Source organism: Lentibacillus populi (assembly GCA_014642895.1).
GTDB classification, from domain to species: Bacteria; Bacillota; Bacilli; order Bacillales; family Amphibacillaceae; genus Lentibacillus_C; species Lentibacillus_C populi.
This window is the reverse complement of sequence record BMJD01000026.1, coordinates 1-18,391: the sequence shown is the minus strand read 5'-3', so window position 1 is coordinate 18,391 and position 18,391 is coordinate 1. Positions and strand designations below refer to the sequence as shown.

The 18,391-nt window shown below is 40.9% G+C and carries 17 protein-coding genes; 16 read left to right on the top strand and 1 reads right to left on the bottom strand.

Annotated features, from left to right (window positions below):
• Nucleotides 1–12 precede the first annotated feature (12 nt).
• The 13 genes from ligA to rlmD all read left to right on the top strand — a co-directional run bounded on the left by ligA (nucleotide 13) and on the right by rlmD (nucleotide 15,953).
• The gene (gene ligA / locus IEX12_RS14695; RefSeq protein WP_102415854.1) at nucleotides 13–2,016 is read left to right on the top strand and encodes an NAD-dependent DNA ligase LigA; all 2,004 of its coding nucleotides are present in this window, start codon (nucleotides 13–15) and stop codon (nucleotides 2,014–2,016) included.
• Between the two features lie 203 nt (nucleotides 2,017–2,219).
• On the top strand, nucleotides 2,220–3,461 hold the full coding sequence (locus IEX12_RS14690; protein ID WP_188725425.1) for a CamS family sex pheromone protein: 1,242 nt from the start codon (nucleotides 2,220–2,222) through the stop codon (nucleotides 3,459–3,461).
• A 115-nt stretch (nucleotides 3,462–3,576) separates the two neighbouring features.
• Complete coding sequence (gene pruA, locus IEX12_RS14685; RefSeq protein ID WP_102415852.1) at nucleotides 3,577–5,130, top strand: L-glutamate gamma-semialdehyde dehydrogenase; 1,554 nt, start codon at nucleotides 3,577–3,579, stop codon at nucleotides 5,128–5,130.
• A gap of 245 nt (nucleotides 5,131–5,375) precedes the next feature.
• Nucleotides 5,376–6,641 carry a helix-turn-helix domain-containing protein gene (locus IEX12_RS14680; RefSeq protein ID WP_102415851.1) on the top strand — a complete coding sequence of 422 codons (1,266 nt, stop codon included), beginning with the start codon at nucleotides 5,376–5,378 and terminating at the stop codon, nucleotides 6,639–6,641.
• Between the two features lie 12 nt (nucleotides 6,642–6,653).
• Complete coding sequence (locus IEX12_RS14675) at nucleotides 6,654–6,794, top strand: hypothetical protein (protein ID WP_188725424.1); 141 nt, start codon at nucleotides 6,654–6,656, stop codon at nucleotides 6,792–6,794.
• 326 nt (nucleotides 6,795–7,120) lie between these two features.
• Entirely contained in the window at nucleotides 7,121–8,641 is a 1,521-nt protein-coding gene (gene putP / locus IEX12_RS14670) for a sodium/proline symporter PutP (RefSeq protein ID WP_088053289.1), read from the top strand.
• A 173-nt stretch (nucleotides 8,642–8,814) separates the two neighbouring features.
• Nucleotides 8,815–9,105: an Asp-tRNA(Asn)/Glu-tRNA(Gln) amidotransferase subunit GatC gene (gene gatC / locus IEX12_RS14665; RefSeq protein WP_088053290.1), complete on the top strand. Its 291-nt coding sequence runs from the start codon at nucleotides 8,815–8,817 to the stop codon at nucleotides 9,103–9,105.
• A 12-nt stretch (nucleotides 9,106–9,117) separates the two neighbouring features.
• Nucleotides 9,118–10,593 carry an Asp-tRNA(Asn)/Glu-tRNA(Gln) amidotransferase subunit GatA gene (gene gatA, locus IEX12_RS14660; protein WP_088053291.1) on the top strand — a complete coding sequence of 492 codons (1,476 nt, stop codon included), beginning with the start codon at nucleotides 9,118–9,120 and terminating at the stop codon, nucleotides 10,591–10,593.
• The gene (gatB, locus tag IEX12_RS14655; RefSeq protein WP_088053292.1) at nucleotides 10,590–12,020 is read left to right on the top strand and encodes an Asp-tRNA(Asn)/Glu-tRNA(Gln) amidotransferase subunit GatB; all 1,431 of its coding nucleotides are present in this window, start codon (nucleotides 10,590–10,592) and stop codon (nucleotides 12,018–12,020) included. Before gatA ends, gatB begins: the two co-directional genes overlap by 4 nt.
• Before the next feature lie 191 nt (nucleotides 12,021–12,211).
• Nucleotides 12,212–13,120, top strand: coding sequence for a diacylglycerol kinase (locus IEX12_RS14650; RefSeq protein ID WP_088053293.1), 909 nt, complete (start codon nucleotides 12,212–12,214; stop codon nucleotides 13,118–13,120).
• A 411-nt stretch (nucleotides 13,121–13,531) separates the two neighbouring features.
• Nucleotides 13,532–14,086 carry a DUF6036 family nucleotidyltransferase gene (locus IEX12_RS14645; protein ID WP_088053294.1) on the top strand — a complete coding sequence of 185 codons (555 nt, stop codon included), beginning with the start codon at nucleotides 13,532–13,534 and terminating at the stop codon, nucleotides 14,084–14,086.
• Entirely contained in the window at nucleotides 14,065–14,442 is a 378-nt protein-coding gene (locus IEX12_RS14640; protein WP_286171170.1) for a hypothetical protein, read from the top strand. The genes IEX12_RS14645 and IEX12_RS14640 overlap by 22 nt, the downstream gene beginning before the upstream one ends.
• 125 nt (nucleotides 14,443–14,567) lie before the next feature.
• Nucleotides 14,568–15,953 carry a 23S rRNA (uracil(1939)-C(5))-methyltransferase RlmD gene (gene rlmD, locus IEX12_RS14635; RefSeq protein ID WP_188725423.1) on the top strand — a complete coding sequence of 462 codons (1,386 nt, stop codon included), beginning with the start codon at nucleotides 14,568–14,570 and terminating at the stop codon, nucleotides 15,951–15,953.
• A gap of 12 nt (nucleotides 15,954–15,965) precedes the next feature.
• On the opposite strand, the gene IEX12_RS14630 is transcribed toward rlmD, so the two are convergent.
• Nucleotides 15,966–17,366: a recombinase family protein gene (locus tag IEX12_RS14630; RefSeq protein ID WP_188725422.1), complete on the bottom strand. Its 1,401-nt coding sequence runs from the start codon at nucleotides 17,364–17,366 to the stop codon at nucleotides 15,966–15,968.
• Nucleotides 17,367–17,416: 50 nt separating this feature from the next.
• Between IEX12_RS14630 and tnpA the strand changes: the two genes are divergently transcribed.
• From tnpA to IEX12_RS14615, 3 genes are all read left to right on the top strand, one after another.
• Nucleotides 17,417–17,746, top strand: coding sequence for an IS66 family insertion sequence element accessory protein TnpA (gene tnpA, locus IEX12_RS14625; RefSeq protein WP_088049256.1), 330 nt, complete (start codon nucleotides 17,417–17,419; stop codon nucleotides 17,744–17,746).
• On the top strand, nucleotides 17,740–18,096 hold the full coding sequence (gene tnpB / locus IEX12_RS14620; protein WP_102414971.1) for an IS66 family insertion sequence element accessory protein TnpB: 357 nt from the start codon (nucleotides 17,740–17,742) through the stop codon (nucleotides 18,094–18,096). The genes tnpA and tnpB overlap by 7 nt, the downstream gene beginning before the upstream one ends.
• A gap of 67 nt (nucleotides 18,097–18,163) precedes the next feature.
• Nucleotides 18,164–18,391 (top strand): IS66 family transposase (locus tag IEX12_RS14615; protein WP_188725437.1); only part of this gene is annotated, 228 nt, incomplete at its 3' end.

Sequence of the window (18,391 nt, the reverse complement as noted above, 5' to 3'; positions counted from 1 at the left end):
GGTGTTTGATGGATGAACAAACAACAAGCACAAGAAAAAATAGATGCATTAAAAGAACTGTTGAATCAATATGGATATGAATATTACGTACTCGATAAACCTAGTGTTCCGGATTCTGAATATGATGAAAAGCTGCAGGAACTGCGAAAACTGGAAGAGGCATACCCGGAGCTTATTACCGCCGATTCCCCGACCCAGCGTATCGGCGCAGAACCGCTTGCTGCTTTTCAAAAAGTCCAGCATAATGTACCGATGTTAAGTCTCGGAAATGCCTTTAATGCGGGTGATTTACGTGACTTTGACAGACGGGTAAGGGAAGGAACCGATCAGCCGGTAACCTATGTTTGTGAATTAAAAATTGATGGATTGGCGATTTCTTTACTCTACGAAGACGGCAAATTTACCCGTGGGGCAACCCGTGGAGACGGAACGACCGGTGAAGATATTACGAGCAATTTACGAACGATCCGCAGTATCCCGTTAACCATTAAAGATACCGAAACAATTGAAGTTCGCGGGGAAGCATATATGCCGCATAAATCGTTCCTTGCTCTAAATAAAAAGCGCGAGGAAAACGGGGAAGAACCCTTCGCCAATCCACGAAATGCTGCGGCAGGTTCACTACGGCAGCTTGATCCGAAAATTGCCGCAGAACGCAATCTCGATATCTTTTTATACGGTGTTGGGGAATGGGAAGCTGGAGCAATCGAATCCCACAGTGAACGGCTGGAGTATTTGCAACAATTGGGATTCAAAACAAATCCCGAATGGCGCAGATGTCAAACTATTGAAGCGGTCATTGAATACGTGGAATATTGGACAGCGGAACGTCCAAATTTACATTATGAAATCGATGGCATTGTTGTGAAGGTGGATAATTTGGATCAGCAGGAAGAGCTAGGCTACACAGCCAAAAGTCCACGCTGGGCAATTGCCTATAAATTTCCGGCTGAAGAAGTGATCACAACGTTACAAGACATTGAACTAAGTGTCGGACGCACAGGAGTCATTACCCCTACAGCGGTATTAGATGCCGTTAAAGTTGCTGGAACAACGGTCAAACGTGCATCATTGCACAATGAAGATCTTATTCGTGCCAAAGATATTCGTATTGGGGATAAGGTTGTTATTAAAAAGGCTGGCGATATCATCCCGGAAGTTGTTCGGATTGTTGAGGAAAAAAGGACGGGTAATGAGCAAGAGTTTCACATGCCGACCGAATGTCCGGCATGTGGCAGCGAATTAGTTAGACTTGAAGGAGAAGTGGCGCTTCGCTGTATTAATCCGAATTGCCCCGCCCAGTTGAAGGAAGGGCTTATTCACTTCGTGTCACGGAATGCGATGAATATTGATGGGTTAGGGGAAAAAGTGATTATCCAGCTTTTCCAGGAGAAACTGATCCATACCATTGCGGATATCTATCGGCTAAAGCGCGACGAATTATTAAACTTGGAGCGCATGGGTGAAAAATCAGTCGATAATTTACTACAAGCAATTGAAGCGTCAAAAACGAACTCACTGGAGCGACTTTTATTTGGTCTGGGAATTCGCTTTGTTGGAGCCAAGGCAGCCAAAACGCTTGCCGAGCAGTTCGAGACAATGGAAAAATTGCAGCATGCTACACTCGATGATTTGATTGCGGTTGATGAAATCGGCGAAAAAATGGCTGATTCCATTGTGCAGTATTTTTCCGAAGAGGAAGTGATGGATCTGCTCAAGGAGCTAAGCGGACTTGGTGTAAACATGGAATACAAAGGGATAAAGCGATCGGAACAAACGGCCGATACAATTTTCTCCGGTAAAACTATTGTGCTGACAGGGAAGATGGAGCATTATACACGCCCGGAAGCAAAGGAAATTATCGAGAATATGGGTGGAACCGTTACAGGTAGTGTCAGTAAAAAAACGGACATTGTCATTGCCGGAGAAGATGCCGGATCGAAATATGAGAAAGCACAAAAACTTGGTGTAACCATTTGGGATGAACAACAGCTAAAAGAAGCCTTAGATGTATAATTTTTGGTTAGCGTATCAATGGAAATGGAAAATAAACACATCCAGCTCCAGCGCCCAGCGGCTAGTGTGCTTCCTTCACCTCCGTACGATAAGTCAACATCGGTTCGCTCACGCTCACCGTGTTTCCTTTATCTCCTACGGTTCAGTCCAGCACATACGCCGCTAACCGGGCGCTTACGCTTTAGAATTAGGGAGTTGAAATCGTGAAGAAATTATGTGTAAGTCTTCTCTGCACGCTGCTTTTACTTGCGAGCTGTGCACCGAAAATGAATGAGGATGAAGTAGTTCAAAAAAAGAATGAACAGGCAAATCAGGAAAAATCCATTGTCCCAAGCTATCAATTGTCTGAGGAAACCTATAAAATGATCATGCCATACAAAACCAGTGCCGCCAGAGGAGTTATAACGAATCAAATGGGGAATCGCCTCGATATCGATGAAATGGAGGAAGGACTAAGGCGCCATTCCAAATCCGTTTACGACCCGAAAAAGTATTATTTTCAGGAAGGCCAATATTTAAAAGAAGACATGGTTTATAAATGGCTGGGCAGATCACTTACAAAGGAACAATTAAATGAAGCAGCCAAGGACAAGGTTAAATCGCTGGAACTAGGAAAGGGCAGAAAAGCAAGTAAAGACGAAATAGAAGAGGTTAAACAGGATCTGCAGCTTGGTTTGAACCCTCAACTTGCAGATGACGATGAGTATAGTGAGGAAGCAAATAGGAAAAATCCGACATACCTATCCCATATTCTGGAGCAGGATTATTTGAAGAAAAAGGAAGATAATAGTGCTGAACTAGTAGGAATTTCTATTGGACTTGCCTTGAAGTCAGAATATCGTTTTCAAAAGAAAAAAGACGGTCCATACTATTATGAAAAAATTTCAGAAAAACGAATGCTTGAGCATGGGAAAGAGATGGCAAAAACTGTCCTGGAACGTATTCGGAAAATAGATGGATTACAAAACGTTCCGGTTATGATCGGCTTGTACCGTGAAGAAGGCCAAGGTTCACCTGTACCTGGAAACTACGTAGCCAAAACCGTTGTAAATGGGGGCGAATCGGCAATTGACGATTGGGAAGCCATCAAGGAAGACTATGTTTTATTTCCAAATGAACAATCTGCGGAGAAATACTTTGATGATAACAAGCTTGTGGAAGACTTCGGAAAAGAAATTCAGCAATTTTTCCCTAACTATGTTGGTGTCATCGGAGAAGGGTTTTATATTAATAAAGATTTAAAAAAGCTGACACTGGAAATCCCTATTGAATTTTACGGAAAAGGGGAGGTTATCGGGTTCACCCAATACGCGTATGGCCTGATAAAGGAAATGTTCCCAAAATATTATGATCTGGAAGTTAAAGTCACCGCAAATAATGAAACAGAAAGTTTGATTTATCGTAGCGCTGGCGTTGATGATCCTACTGTTCATATTTTTCATTAGATCATTTCTAATGATTGAACTGTTTACAGAGTTCGGGTAAAATATGGGATGGACATACTCCATCCCATATTTTACTGAAAACGGAGTCACAGGATAATTTAAGGAGGTTTTTTTAATGGCAGTAGTACCATATAAACATGAACCTTTTACGGATTTCTCGGTAGAAGAAAATAAGCAAGCTATACGGGAAGCTATTAAGCAGGTTGAAGCTGATCTTGGCGGGGAATATCCGTTAATTATCGGCGGTGAACGCATTACTACCGAGGATAAAATTGTTTCGGTAAACCCTGCTAATAAAAAAGAAATAATCGGCTATGTATCCAAAGCAAATAAGGAATTAGCCGAAAAAGCGATGAAGGTTGCCGATGAAACATTTGAAACGTGGAGAAAATCAGATCCAAAATTTCGTGCAGATATTTTGTTCCGAGCAGCCGCAATTGTCCGTCGCCGCAAACTGGAATTCACTGCTCACTTGATTAAAGAAGGCGGAAAACCTTGGAAAGAAGCGGATGCTGACGTTGCAGAAGGCATTGATTTCATGGAATACTATGGCCGGCAAATGCTTAAAATAAAAGATGGTGCCGAAGTAAACAGCCGCCCGATCGAACATAATCAATTTCATTATATTCCGTTGGGAGTTGGTGTTGTTATTTCCCCATGGAACTTCCTTTTTGCGATTATGACTGGTACAACGGTTGCCGCAATGGTTACCGGAAACACAGTACTCCTAAAGCCGGCAAGTACAACACCAGTTATTGCTTATAAATTAATGGAAGTATTAGAAGAAGCAGGTATGCCAAAAGGTGTTATCAACTATATTCCCGGACCAGGAAGCGAAGTTGGGGATTATTTAGTTGATCATCCTCGTACACGTTTCGTAAGCTTCACCGGTTCCCGTGATGTGGGAACACGTATTTTCGAACGTGCCGCGGTCGTACAGGATGGTCAAAAATGGCTGAAACGGACGATCATTGAAATGGGTGGGAAAGATACTATCGTTGTGGATAAAGAAGCAGACTTGGAGCTTGCTGCAGAATCGATTGTGCAATCTGCATTTGGCTTTTCCGGTCAAAAATGTTCAGCATGTTCACGTGCGGTTATTCATGAAGATGTTTATGATCAAGTGAAAGACCGTGTTGCAGCGTTAACAAAGAAATTAACGGTCGGTAACACTTCAGATCCTTCCAATATCTTTATGGGCCCTGTCATTGATCAAGGTGCATATGATAAGATTATGAGCTACATCGAAATCGGTAAAAAAGAAGGCGAACTGCTTGTCGGTGGTACAGGCGAGGATAGTAAAGGCTGGTTTATTAACCCGACCGTATTTGCTGATGTTGATCCGGAAGCACGCATCATGCAAGAGGAAATCTTTGGCCCTGTTGTTGCATTAACCAAGGCTAAGGATTTTGACCATGCAATTGAAATTGCCAACAATACGGATTATGGGCTAACTGGTGCAGTCATTACGAATAATCGCGTACACCTGGAACAGGCTCGCGAGGACTTCCATGTCGGTAACTTATACTTTAACCGTGGCTGTACAGCGGCTATTGTTGGTTATCAGCCATTTGGCGGTTTTAATATGTCCGGTACAGATTCCAAAGCCGGTGGTCCGGATTACCTAATCCAACATATGCAAGGAAAAACCACATCTGAAATGTTGTGAGTAAATAGACACAATTTAACAAAAAAATTACACAAGACCTTTTTCTGGTAAAATAATGCAGAAAAAGGTCTCTTTTTTGCATAACTTTCCTCATTTTAGGAAAGTAGGCAAGTTTTTAGATGGATAATCGCCCAAAATACCCCTCAACTTTCCCAATATGAATTTTTGGAAATTCATGCTATTATATAAGTATAGAAATATCATGTAACGCCTTTTCGGATTCTGTTAGTGAGGTGGGTAAATAGATGGAAATTGGTTCTTATATCAAATTACACCGTATCAAACAGGAAATGACCCAAGCAGAACTTGCTGAAGGAATTGTATCTTTTGCCTACTTATCCAAGATTGAAAATGGGAAAACCGAAGCAAGCCCGGAAGTTATCAGCTTACTATGCACACGGCTTGGTATTCAGCTTGATAATGAAAAGGACATTACCATTAAGAATAAGTGCCAGGAGTGGTACAGCCAGCTATTTGAGGTCAATGACAAGGATGAAATTGAAAGAGGTTACAACGAGCTTGAGGCATTGATGGAAGACACGCATTCGGAAAGCATGGTAATGTTTGAGATACATAAGATTAGATACTTCTTAATATTAGGCCGATATGAAGCAGCATTGACACAAATTAACAGCCTTGCTGATTTATCAAGCACGTTTGATAGTTTACATCAGTTTTATTGGTATAAGTTTAAAGGGAACTATAACTCCCAGGTTGGTGAGTTTAACCAAGCGATGCGGATGTATAAGCTAGCAGAAGAAAAGTTAAATCATCTTGAACTGGCTGAAAGTGAAATTGCTGACTTGCAGTACACAATTTCGGTAACACACAGCAAACTGCGAAATACGCTGGATTCGATTGAGTATGCGAATAAAGCATTAGATGTTTTCCAAAGGAATTATAACTTTTTACGATGTGCACAATGCCATATTATGCTTGGTATATCTTATCGCAGACTTAAGATGTATGATAAGGCGATTAAGAATCATAATCTGGCTAAGCATTTGGGGAAATTGAATAAGAACAAGCAAATTATTCAATTAGTAAATCAGAACTTAGGAGTATTATATTCAACTAAAGGGCAACAAGAAGAAGCAATAAAGTTTTTTAGGGCAATAATTGACGATGATGAAGTCCACATAGTTGAAAGGTTTGCCGCTGTTGCATCAATAGTTAACGAATATTATAATGTACAAAACTTTGAAAAGGCAAAAGAGTTAGTAAATCAGGGATTCGAGTTGATGAAGCAATTCGGCAATATGGATCCATACAAATTATATTATTATGTTATGTATACGTATTATTTTGCCCTTAATGGTGAACATGAAAAGTTTGAAAACATAGTGATTAATGAGTTTATCCCATATTTAAAGAAACACAAGGATTATATAAATTTAGTGATCTATGCAAGAATGCTAGCGGAGCATTACGAAAATTCGCATCAATATAAGAATGCGACAAAGTATTATAAGCTAGCTAATTCTGCTTATGAGCAATTAACTATTCTATAAAGGGGGGATTACATGAAAAAGTTTTTTGCAAGTGCAATCCTAGGAACCCTGTTAGTAGCTGGCTTTTTCTTAACCTTTGATAAAGATTCATCAGACTTGGCTCATTTTGACAGAGAACCTAGCGTTCTTTCAATCAGCAACACTTATTTTTAAGATTTAACCAGTTTGATCTTTTTTTACCCTATTACTATGATTTGCCTGAAACGGTGTGGAAAGCTGTTTCGGGCCTTTTTTTGTTTCTGGTAATAAGCTAACCCGGTCGTAAAAAGTAACATGATGAATTGGATCGTAGTATATGCTATTATAAAAGTACTATTATGTTAATTTTATATTTGTGAATTATTCAGAAAGGAGTGTCAAGATGCAAGAGACAGAGTATGCGATTGCGGGTATTACATGGTTTTGGATATTTGTTCCAATGCCACTGTTAATTTTATTATCCATTGTAACGTTATTTACAGAGAGGAAGTGATTCGATTATGGAAATAGAAACATTGGTTACCTTTATTGTTTATTTGATTGGCATGCTTGTTATCGGTCTTATCATGTATTTTAGAACAAATAATTTAGCGGATTATGTTCTGGGCGGGCGTTCGCTTGGTGCGGGTGTTGCAGCCTTAAGTGCAGGGGCCTCGGACATGAGTGGCTGGTTGCTCTTAGGTCTGCCAGGGGCGATTTATGCTTCAGGCCTATCAGAAGCTTGGATGGCAATAGGCCTCTCGATAGGTGCTTATTTAAACTGGCAATTTGTTGCAAAACGTCTGCGTGTGTATACAGAAGTTTCCAATGACTCGGTTACAGTTCCAGACTTCCTGGAAAACCGTTTTAAAGATAAATCACATATGCTGCGGATAATTTCCGCATTAGTCATATTACTGTTCTTCACATTTTATACATCATCAGGTATGGTAGCCGGGGCAAAGCTGTTTGAGGCATCATTTGGCTTATCCTATCATACTGCCCTTTGGATTGGCACGATTGTCGTTGTTTCATATACACTTCTAGGAGGATTCCTGGCTGTAGCCTGGACAGACTTTTTCCAGGGGCTGTTAATGTTCCTGGCATTGATCGTTGTTCCGATTGTTGCCCTCAATCAAATGGGGGGCTGGGATGCAGCGGTTCAAGCTGTTGGCCAGATCGATCCCACCCACCTGAACATGGTACAAGGGGTTGGCCTGCTCGCAATTATTTCCTCTGTTGCCTGGGGATTGGGCTATTTTGGACAGCCGCATATTATTGTCCGGTTTATGGCATTACGATCAGCGAAAGACGTTCCGAAAGCTCGTTTAATCGGGACAACATGGATGATCTTGGGGCTTTATGGAGCAATCTTTACCGGTTTTGTCGGTCTTGCGTTTATCAGTACGCAGGATGTATCTGTTTTAGGGAAGTTTGGTATTGATGTCACAACAGAGGGCGGGTTGCAAGTACTTGCTGACCCGGAAAAAATCTTTATCGCATTTTCCCAGATTCTATTCCACCCGATTGTGGCAGGTGTCCTGTTAGCGGCAATTTTGTCCGCCATCATGAGTACCATTGACTCCCAGCTGCTTGTATCATCTTCTGCGGTGGCTGAGGATTTTTACAAGGCACTTTTCCGTAAAAAGGCATCAGATAAGGAGCTTGTCTGGGTTGGCAGAATTGCCACGCTAGCCATCGCCATCATTGCTGCCTTGCTTGCCTTAAATCCGGAGAGTTCGGTGTTGGAACTGGTAAGTTATGCCTGGGCTGGGTTTGGGGCTGCTTTTGGGCCAATTATCCTGTTATCTTTATTTTGGAAAAGGATTACTCGCAATGGTGCACTGGCAGGAATCATTGTTGGTGCTGCAACCGTTATTGTTTGGGGAGGATTTTTGTCAGGTGGAATTTTCGATTTATACGAAATACTTCCCGGCTTCTTGTTTAATCTAATTGTTACAATCATTGTAAGTTTGCTGGAAAAACCATCGGCTGAAATTGAAGCGGAATTCGATGAGACATTAGCGAAATTAAACGAATAACAAGTTCTTTTAAACACACTTCACACCTTTCCCAGGCTATTCCTTTGTCAGGCTGGTTAGAATAGTGAGGTGTGAAGTTTTTTTGTGTAGTAAAATTGGCCGATCAGTTGCCTATAGTCAACGAATTCTGCTATTATCAATAGTATTGTAAGAGTACTACAGGAGGTGTGAAAATGGCGGATATTTCAAGCGATCAAGTAAAACATGTTGCCAATTTGGCTCGACTTGCGATAACAGATGAAGAGGCAGAACGATTTACCAAGCAATTAAGTTCGATTCTTGAATATGCAGAACAATTAAATGAACTGGATACAACTGGTGTAGAACCGACTACCCACGTATTGGATTTGAAAAATGTCCTGCGTAAAGATGAGCCTAAAAAGACGATTACCCAAGAGGAAGCGCTGAAAAATGCACCAGATAAAAAAGGTGACTATTTTCGCGTACCGTCGATTTTGGAATAGGGAGGGAAGTACATGTCATTGTTTGATAACAGTATAAAGCAATTGGAACAAAAGCTACATAATAAAGAAATTGCAGTGAGCGATTTAGTCGATACATCCTACAAGCGGATAGCGGAAGTCGATGATCAGGTAAAAGCATTTTTAACATTGGATGAAGAAAATGCCCGCAATCAGGCAAAAGCTTTAGACACGGAGACTCCTGATTTCACAGTACATCCGTTATTTGGCATACCAGGCGGGATTAAAGATAATATTGTTACAAAGGCACTTCGAACGACGTGTGCAAGTCAATTTTTACGGAATTTTAATGACCCATTGTACAGTGCAACAGTGATTGAAAAACTTGATGAGGCAAAAACCGTGAAGATTGGTAAAACAAATATGGACGAGTTTGCGATGGGATCATCGAATGAGAATTCAAGTTTTGAACCAACACGCAACCCGTGGCATACCGATTATGTTCCAGGTGGCTCCAGTGGTGGATCAGCTGCTGCTGTTGCTGCTGGTGAAGTCGTTTATGCATTAGGCTCTGACACTGGTGGCTCAATCCGCCAGCCTGCAGCATTTTGTGGTGTTGTCGGCTTAAAGCCGACGTATGGCCGTGTGTCGCGTTTTGGACTAGTTGCATTTGCTTCATCATTCGATCAGATTGGCCCGATTACCCGCAATGTTGCGGACAATGCCCGCGTACTTGAAGTTATTTCTGGTCAGGACAAAATGGATTCTACAAGCGCGAATGTCGATGTGCCTGCTTTTACGGAAAGCCTGACAGGTGATATAAAAGGATTAAAAATTGCCGTGCCAAAGGAATATCTTGGTGAAGGTGTTTCCCCGGAAGTTAGGGATTCGGTAATGGATGCCTTAAAAGTTTACGAATCACTAGGTGCTGAGTGGGAAGAAGTTTCGCTCCCACATACGAAATACGCGGTTGCAACCTATTATTTACTTGCATCATCAGAGGCATCTGCCAACCTGGCCCGTTTTGACGGCGTGCGTTATGGCGTGCGTTCCGAAAATGCGAAAGACATGCTGGACATGTTCAAGCTTTCCCGCAGCGAAGGCTTTGGCGAAGAAGTGAAACGCCGCATCATGCTTGGAACCTATGCATTGTCATCTGGCTATTATGATGCATTTTATAAAAAAGCACAAAAGGTACGTACATTAATCAAAAACGATTTTGATGAAATTTTTAAAAACTATGATGTTGTTATCGGGCCAACCACACCAACACCAGCATTTAAGATTGGCGAGAAAGTGGAAGATCCACTAACGATGTATACAAATGATATTTTGACAATCCCGGTTAATTTGGCTGGTGTACCGGCAATTTCGATACCATGCGGGCTATCAAAAGGCGGATTGCCATATGGTCTGCAAATTATCGGTAAATATTTTGACGAAGGTACGGTTTACCGGACAGCTCATGCGTTTGAACAGGCAACCGATCATCATACAAAACGACCTCAGCTAGGGGGTGCAAGCAAATGAATTTCGAAACAATCATTGGACTCGAAGTACATGTCGAGTTAAAAACAGCTTCTAAAATTTTCAGTCCCAGCCCGAATGCATTTGGAGCTGCCCCGAATACGAACGTGAACCCGATCGATCTGGGATATCCGGGTGTGTTGCCGGTTTTGAATGAAGAGGCGGTAAACTTTGCGATGAAAGCAGCAATGGCACTAAACTGTCAAATTGCAACAGATACGAAATTTGACCGGAAGAACTATTTTTATCCGGATAACCCGAAGGCCTATCAGATTTCGCAATTCGATCAGCCGATCGGGGAACATGGCTGGATTGAAATTGAAGTAGGTGGAAAGACGAAGCGGATTGGTATTACCCGTCTCCATTTGGAGGAGGATGCAGGGAAACTAACTCATGGCGATGACGGATATTCACTGGTCGATTTCAACCGGCAGGGAACACCGTTAATTGAAATCGTATCAGAGCCTGATATGCGTTCTCCGGAGGAAGCATATGCGTACCTTGAGAAATTGAAAAATATTATTCAATATACTGGTGTCTCTGACTGTAAGATGGAGGAAGGATCCTTAAGATGTGACGCCAACTTGTCGATTAGGCCCATTGGACAAGAGGAATTCGGGGTTAAAACAGAGTTGAAAAACTTAAACTCGTTTGCCTTTGTACAAAAAGGGCTTGAATTTGAAGAAAAACGCCAAGAAAAGGTTTTACTGTCAGGCGGAGAAATTTTACAGGAAACCCGCCGCTATGATGAGAAGACCAAAGAAACGATTTTGATGCGGGTTAAGGAAGGTTCCGATGACTATCGTTATTTCCCAGAACCGGATCTTGTACCATTATATATTGATGAAGAATGGAAAGAGCGGATCCGCGGGGAAATCCCAGAGTTGCCGGATAAACGTAAAAAACGGTTTATCGATGAACTTGGCTTATCCGAGTATGATGCAGCAAACTTGACGGGCGCAAAGGAAATGGCCGACTTTTTTGAAGCAACAGTTGAGTATGGGGCTGATGTCAAACAGGCATCGAACTGGCTGATGGGTGAAATTTCCGGCTATATGAACAAGCACCAGAAAGAATTGCATGATCTGGCACTCACACCGGAATCACTTGGCAAAATGATTAAACTTATCGAGGATGGTACGATTTCATCGAAAATCGCCAAAAAAGTCTTTGCCGAATTGGTTGATAAGGGCGGTGACCCGGAGAAAATTGTCAAAGAGAAAGGGCTTGTGCAGATTTCCGATGAAGGTCAGCTCAAGGAAATTATTACCGGAATTTTGGATGTGAATGAACAATCGATTATTGACTATAAAAACGGTAAGGATCGCGCATTAGGCTTTTTGGTTGGACAAGTGATGAAACAAACAAAGGGACAAGCAAACCCGCCAATGGTTAATAAAATTTTGAAAGAAGAAATGGATAAGCGTTAACGTTTCCTAGCGTATTCTCGGCCATCTCAAGCATTATTTGCTATTGGGATGGTCTTTTTATTTCGGGAAATTTTATAAGAACCTTTTCAAAAAGGGGAAAAAGGGCTATGATAATGGTTGTATGAAAAAAAGTGTGACGTGTTTATTGGACAAACGATATAGAAACGGTCGATGCAATGGAGGGGTATATAATGAAGAAAGCCCGGATCATCTACAATCCTACATCTGGACGAGAAGCATTTAAAAAGGAACTGGCAAATGTGCTGGAACGATTTGAAGTAGCTGGATATGAAACATCGACACATGCGACAACATGTGAAGGCGATGCGATTAAAGCTGCCAAAATAGCTGTCGAGCGTCGCTATGACGTAGTAGTTGCCGCTGGTGGAGATGGAACGATTAATGAGGTCGTAAATGGGCTGGGAGAACAGGATTACCGCCCAAAACTAGGTATCATACCTGTAGGGACAACGAATGATTTTGCGCGAGCATTAAGTATTCCTCGCAACATCATAAAGGCTGTTGATATCATTCTTAACGATCAATCAATTCCACTTGATATCGGCAAGGTAAACGAACATTATTTTATTAATATCGCTGGCGGCGGCAAGCTTACCGAGTTAACGTATGACGTACCAAGTAAATTAAAAACAATGCTGGGACAGTTGGCATATTACATAAAAGGGATCGAAATGCTTCCTTCTCTTAAGCCAACCAATGTCCGAATCGAATATGATGGAGAAGTGCTGGAAGACGATATTATGTTATTTCTCATATCCAATACGAATTCGGTTGGTGGATTCGAAAAACTAGCCCCAACTGCCAAACTGGACGATGGCTACTTTGATGTGATTATTTTAAAAAAGACCAATCTGGCAGAATTTATTCGTGTTGCAACATTGGCATTAAGAGGGGCCCACCTTGATCATAAAAATGTGATCTACACGAAAGCAAGGCATATTAAAGTCGAGACAGACGAAAAAATGCAGTTGAATATTGATGGTGAATTTGGTGGTCTTCTACCTGGTGAGTTTATCAATTTAAAACAGCATGTGGAATTGTTTGTTCCAGATGAATTTGTGAAGAAGAATGATTGCTGATGGATCGGCAGTCATTTTTTTGTAGTGTTTTGCGACATTACCTATATGGTAAATTGACAGCATATCGGTGGCTTATTCTGTTATAATAGATGGAGAAATGTATTTGAGCGATAAGCTTTATGTCCTAAGTAAAGAAAGTATAAAAATTTAGGCTCTATTCTGCTTACGTCAGAGTTGGCCATGTCCAGCTCCAGCGCTAAAGCCAAGCAAACTTCACACTCCTTCACTACGATAAGTCAACATCGGTTCGGGTAGGAAGGAAGGCCGACTAAGAACGGGCTTTGCGCCCAACGTCGGCATACCCCTTTTGCAGGGGCATGTTTCCTTTATCTCATTGCGGAGTGCTCCAGTTTGTACGTTGCTAAACGGGCGCTTCCGCTTTTCTTAATTAAAAGGATGTGAGATAGTAACATGGGAAAAATAACAAAGGAGCTCTTTTTGGAAGTATTGGAAGTTTTAGATGAGAAGCTTGAGGAAAACAGGTTGGAACTTACGTTAAATATCTATGGTGGAACGGTTATGATGGCTTGTTTTGATGCAAGACCTGCGACAAAAGATATTGATGCATTATTCGATACATCTCCTCTTATTGACACTATCTTAATCGATATAGCAGAAACGTACGGCTTAGCTGAAGACTGGATTAATCAGGATATCAGAGAACCATTAAAATATATGAAGGATGAACACTTAAAAGAAGTATATCAGTTTAAAAATCTTAAGGTATTAGCACCAAGTGCTGAGCAAATGCTGGCAATGAAAATATTATTTGCCCGCCCTGAACCATACAGGGATTTTATGGATGTGGAATATTTGGTGAACTATCTTGAAATAGAAACATTAGAAGAAATCATTGAATTATACGATAAATATGTTGGTAGAAGGCATTTAAGGGATAGGCAAAAAATGTTTCTAAATTATGTTGGAAGGGACTTGAATAAGGATTGGAAAGAGTTTTCGATATAATAAACGCGGATGATTTTAATTTTTCCCTTACAAACCTGCTGATTGATCTATATTCCTCGAAGTATGAAATGTATTTTAACGAATTGGATTTTGATGAAAAAGCAATCGATAACCTGGATAGTAAACAACTTGATAAATTAACCAAGTTGGCAGCAGTTATTGAGTATGTAGGGAATAGACAGCCAAAAGCTAAACTGTACCCTTGGATTTTTTCCGGAAAATTAAAGCTGGAATATCCTTATACTCCTAGTGTAGAGAAGGGGAGTATTGCAAGAGTTAGACGGATTTTTTCTGCACCAAAGGAATTTACTTTAAGAAATGTGTTTTATGATGAACATACATTAAAACCCATATAAAAATAAACATGTAGCATTAATCCCTTTTTCGTTCGTTTGTGAACAAAAAGGGTATTTTTATAAAATCGAAACAAGATATGATAAGATGATAAGCATAACATAAACGAGCGTAAAGGAAGATAACAATGCCGAAGCAGACAGCACCAGTGAAAAAGAACGAGACTATTACCCTGACATTTGAAGATCTGACCCATGAAGGAAATGGTGTAGGGAAAATCAATGGCTATCCATTATTTGTCCCAAATGCACTTCCCGGTGAGGAAGCAAAGATAAAAGTGGTTAAAGTAAATAAGAATTATGGGTTTGGCAAGCTTCTGGAACTAACGAAGGAAAGTCCCGAGCGAGTAGAGCCAGCATGTGATGTTCATTGTAATGGATGCGGCCTCCAGCATATGAGTTACCGGCTGCAGCTGGAGATGAAACAAAATCATGTAAAAAACGCGATGAAGAAAATTGCCCATTTGGAAAACATCCCGATACATCCGATCATTGGCATGGAGAATCCACTAAACTACCGTAACAAAGTGCAGATTCCTGTAGGGGAAAGGGACGGCCAACTTATCACAGGGTTTTATCAGAAACGGAGCCACCGCATTATTGAGAATACAGATACATGTATCACACATAACGATGTAATCAATGAGGTAGTGAAGGCTGTCAGAGACATTGCGAACCGGCTTGGAATTGGGGCATATAACGAGGAAAAGCATCGTGGTGTATTAAGGCATATCATGGTGCGGACGGGACAAGCAACAAATGAAATCATGGTCGTACTTGTTACACGGACAGAAAAACTGCCGAATAAAGATGTTTTGGTAGAAGAGTTGACGAAGGCATTTCCTAATATGAAATCCATCATGCAAAACATCAATGATAAGCGGACAAACGTTATTTTAGGCCGAAAAACGAAACTGCTTTGGGGCGAGGAATATATTTACGATCGGATTGGTGGCCTGACTTTTGCTATTTCAGCTAAGTCATTTTATCAGGTGAATCCGGTGCAAACCAAAGTTTTATATGATAAGGCCCTTGAATATGCACAAATTGGTGGCAATGATGTTGTAATTGACGCATACTGTGGAATTGGAACGATAGCGTTATTTTTGGCGCAACAGGCTAAGAAAGTGTATGGTGTAGAGGTTGTTCCTGAGGCGATTAGCGATGCGAAAAAGAATGCCAAGCTAAACGGCATTACCAATGCAGAATTTTTCGTTGGAGAGGCAGAGAAGGTAATGCCATGGTGGAAGGCGCAAGGGCTAAAACCGGATGTTGTTGTCGTTGATCCACCACGAAAAGGCTGTGATGAGGCATTATTGAAGGCGATGACGGATATGCAGCCGAAGCGGATTGTGTATGTGTCGTGTAACCCAAGTACCCTGGCGAGGGATTTGCGGATTTTGGAGGATGGCGGGTATGATACGCAGGAGGTGCAGCCTGTTGATATGTTTCCGATGACTGGGCACGTTGAGTGCGTCTCGCAGATAGTTAAAAAGGAAGCAGGAACCGATTAAGGTTCTTTGCTTCTATTCAAATCTTGGTAGGTTGAATCGATAGTGAATTACGGGTGTACTATCTTCTTTTACTTCGATACGACTAATTAATCGGTGCAACATTTCTGGTGTTAATTCGTCGAAATTCAGAAATTGAAGAAGCTCTTTTTTTAGCTTTTTAATACTTTCAAAAACCTGTTCACTTTCTGATGAGAATAGTAATTCACTTTTTTTCTCCACCAACATAGCTAATTCAGCATTGTCGGATTCAATTATTTCGAGATAATCATCTTGGGTTATTTGATCATCCGCCAACAGCTTAATGTACTTTCGTTTTCGGGCTTTAAGTACATCAATTTGTTTAGTATATTTTTCAGCTTTCCTTTGTAGTTTCGTTTTTGATTTTTCGGTCTTGCTTTGTAATTCTTTGATGTAATTCTCTTTGTTAATTTTTTCAATTAACATCTTTATGTCGGATATGATTGTATCGATAAGCAAACTTTCTTTAATATTATGTTTGCTACAGGCCTTTTTACCGTGCCTAGAATAACTACCGCAAATATATCCTTGTCTATTGGCTCGATACCACAAACCGGAGCCACAATCGGAACAGAAAAGAATATTAGTGAACAAATGTAGTTTTGGTGCAGTGATATATCTTTTTCTAAGCTTTACTTGGTGTTGCACCGCATCAAAAACGTCTCTCGGAATTATAGCCTCATGGGTGTTTGGAATTATAATTTGTTCCTCTTTAGGCTGAATTTTACGTTTCTTGTTTGTTACACTGACGGTGGCTGTTTTGGCTTGAACAAGATCACCTACATAATGAGGATTAGTTAGGATTAATCGCAGTGTGGTATCATGCCATTTGTCACTAGCATTTGACCTTCCTGACACCTGAGCAGGTGTTCTTATTCCTTCGTTATACAATCGTTTTGCAATACTTACACGTCCGGAACCAGCAAGGTATTCATCGTAAATCCTTTTAACGATACTAGGTGTTTCATCATTTCTTATAAAAAGCCTGCCATCCCTTAGTTCATATCCATATGGTGGAATGGAACCCCTGAATAGCCCTTTTGTGGCTCGGGATTTAACCGATTCCTTTACACGATTACTTGTGTTTTGTGATTCCTGCTCATACATCCAAGCATAAAGGCCAAACATATGTGTATTACCGGTCAAGGTATTTATGGCATTGTCTAACGTGATGATGTGAATTCCTTGGTTTTCACACAAGTTTTTAATTTGATAAGATAATTCACCGTTACGTGCTAATCGCGATAGTTCCTTGGCAAGAATAACATCGAATTTTTTAGCCTTAGCATCTTCAATCATCTTTTGGAGATTTTTTCGTTTGGATGTGGTACCCGTTTGTACATCCACATAGAAATTAAAGATGTAAGCGTCAAGTACTACCCACCTATGATTCATGAGCTTATCATGCGATAATCTCCTTAGAAATTAATTCGGGAGGTTTTGCAATGACCCAAGCAGACAAAAGAATAGAATGGAAAATGCGGTTTGATGCCTGGAAAGCAAGTGGGTTAAGTGTGGCCGAGTGGTGTCGTAAACAAGGTGTTAAAGATCATCAAATGTATTATTGGATACAGAAATTCGATTATGAAGCACCCGAACAGGAATTATCTGAAACCCAATGGCTGACAGTCAAAGTTGATGAAGAGCCGATCAATGTCACTACTGGCCGAGAACCTGTATTCATTCATTTCGGAGCCATTTCAGTTGAAGTACGTCAAGGAGCTAATATGGCCTTATTATCTGATATTGTCCATGTGTTGCAGAATCAATGTTAACGAATGCTCCAATTGAACGGGTTTACTTAGCCCGCGGAAGTACGGATCTCCGAAAGTCTATAGATGGTTTAGCCGTTATTGTAAAGGAATGCTTTGATCTCGACCCTTTTTCACCAAGCGTCTTTGTTTTCTGTAATCGAAAACGCGATAAGCTCAAAATTCTTCAATGGGAACATAATGGATTTTGGTTGTATTATCGTCGGTTGGAACGCGGAACATTCCGATGGCTATCCGAAAAAGAATCCGGTGCCGTGCGCATTAGTCCACGGCAATTACGCTGGTTGTTAGACGGATTACCACTCGAACAAAAGCAGGCACACCATGAAGTTAAAGCGCGTACTATCCTATAATAAATGAAATATGGGGAAAATGGGAATTCGACTAGGCAAGTCGGATTCCTTCCCTTATAATGAAGGTATGGAAAACACGGCGCAATCATCAAAGGCAATTGAATATTATAAGGAACGTACTGAAAAGCTACAATTGGAAAAGGAAGCGTTGGAGGCTAAATTAAAATGGTATGAGGAGCAATTTCGCCTAAGCCAGCAACAACGATTCGGTTCTTCCAGCGAGAAAACCAATCCAGACCAACTTTCCCTTTTTAATGAAGCTGAGGACACAGCTGACTCAACAATCGAAGAACCA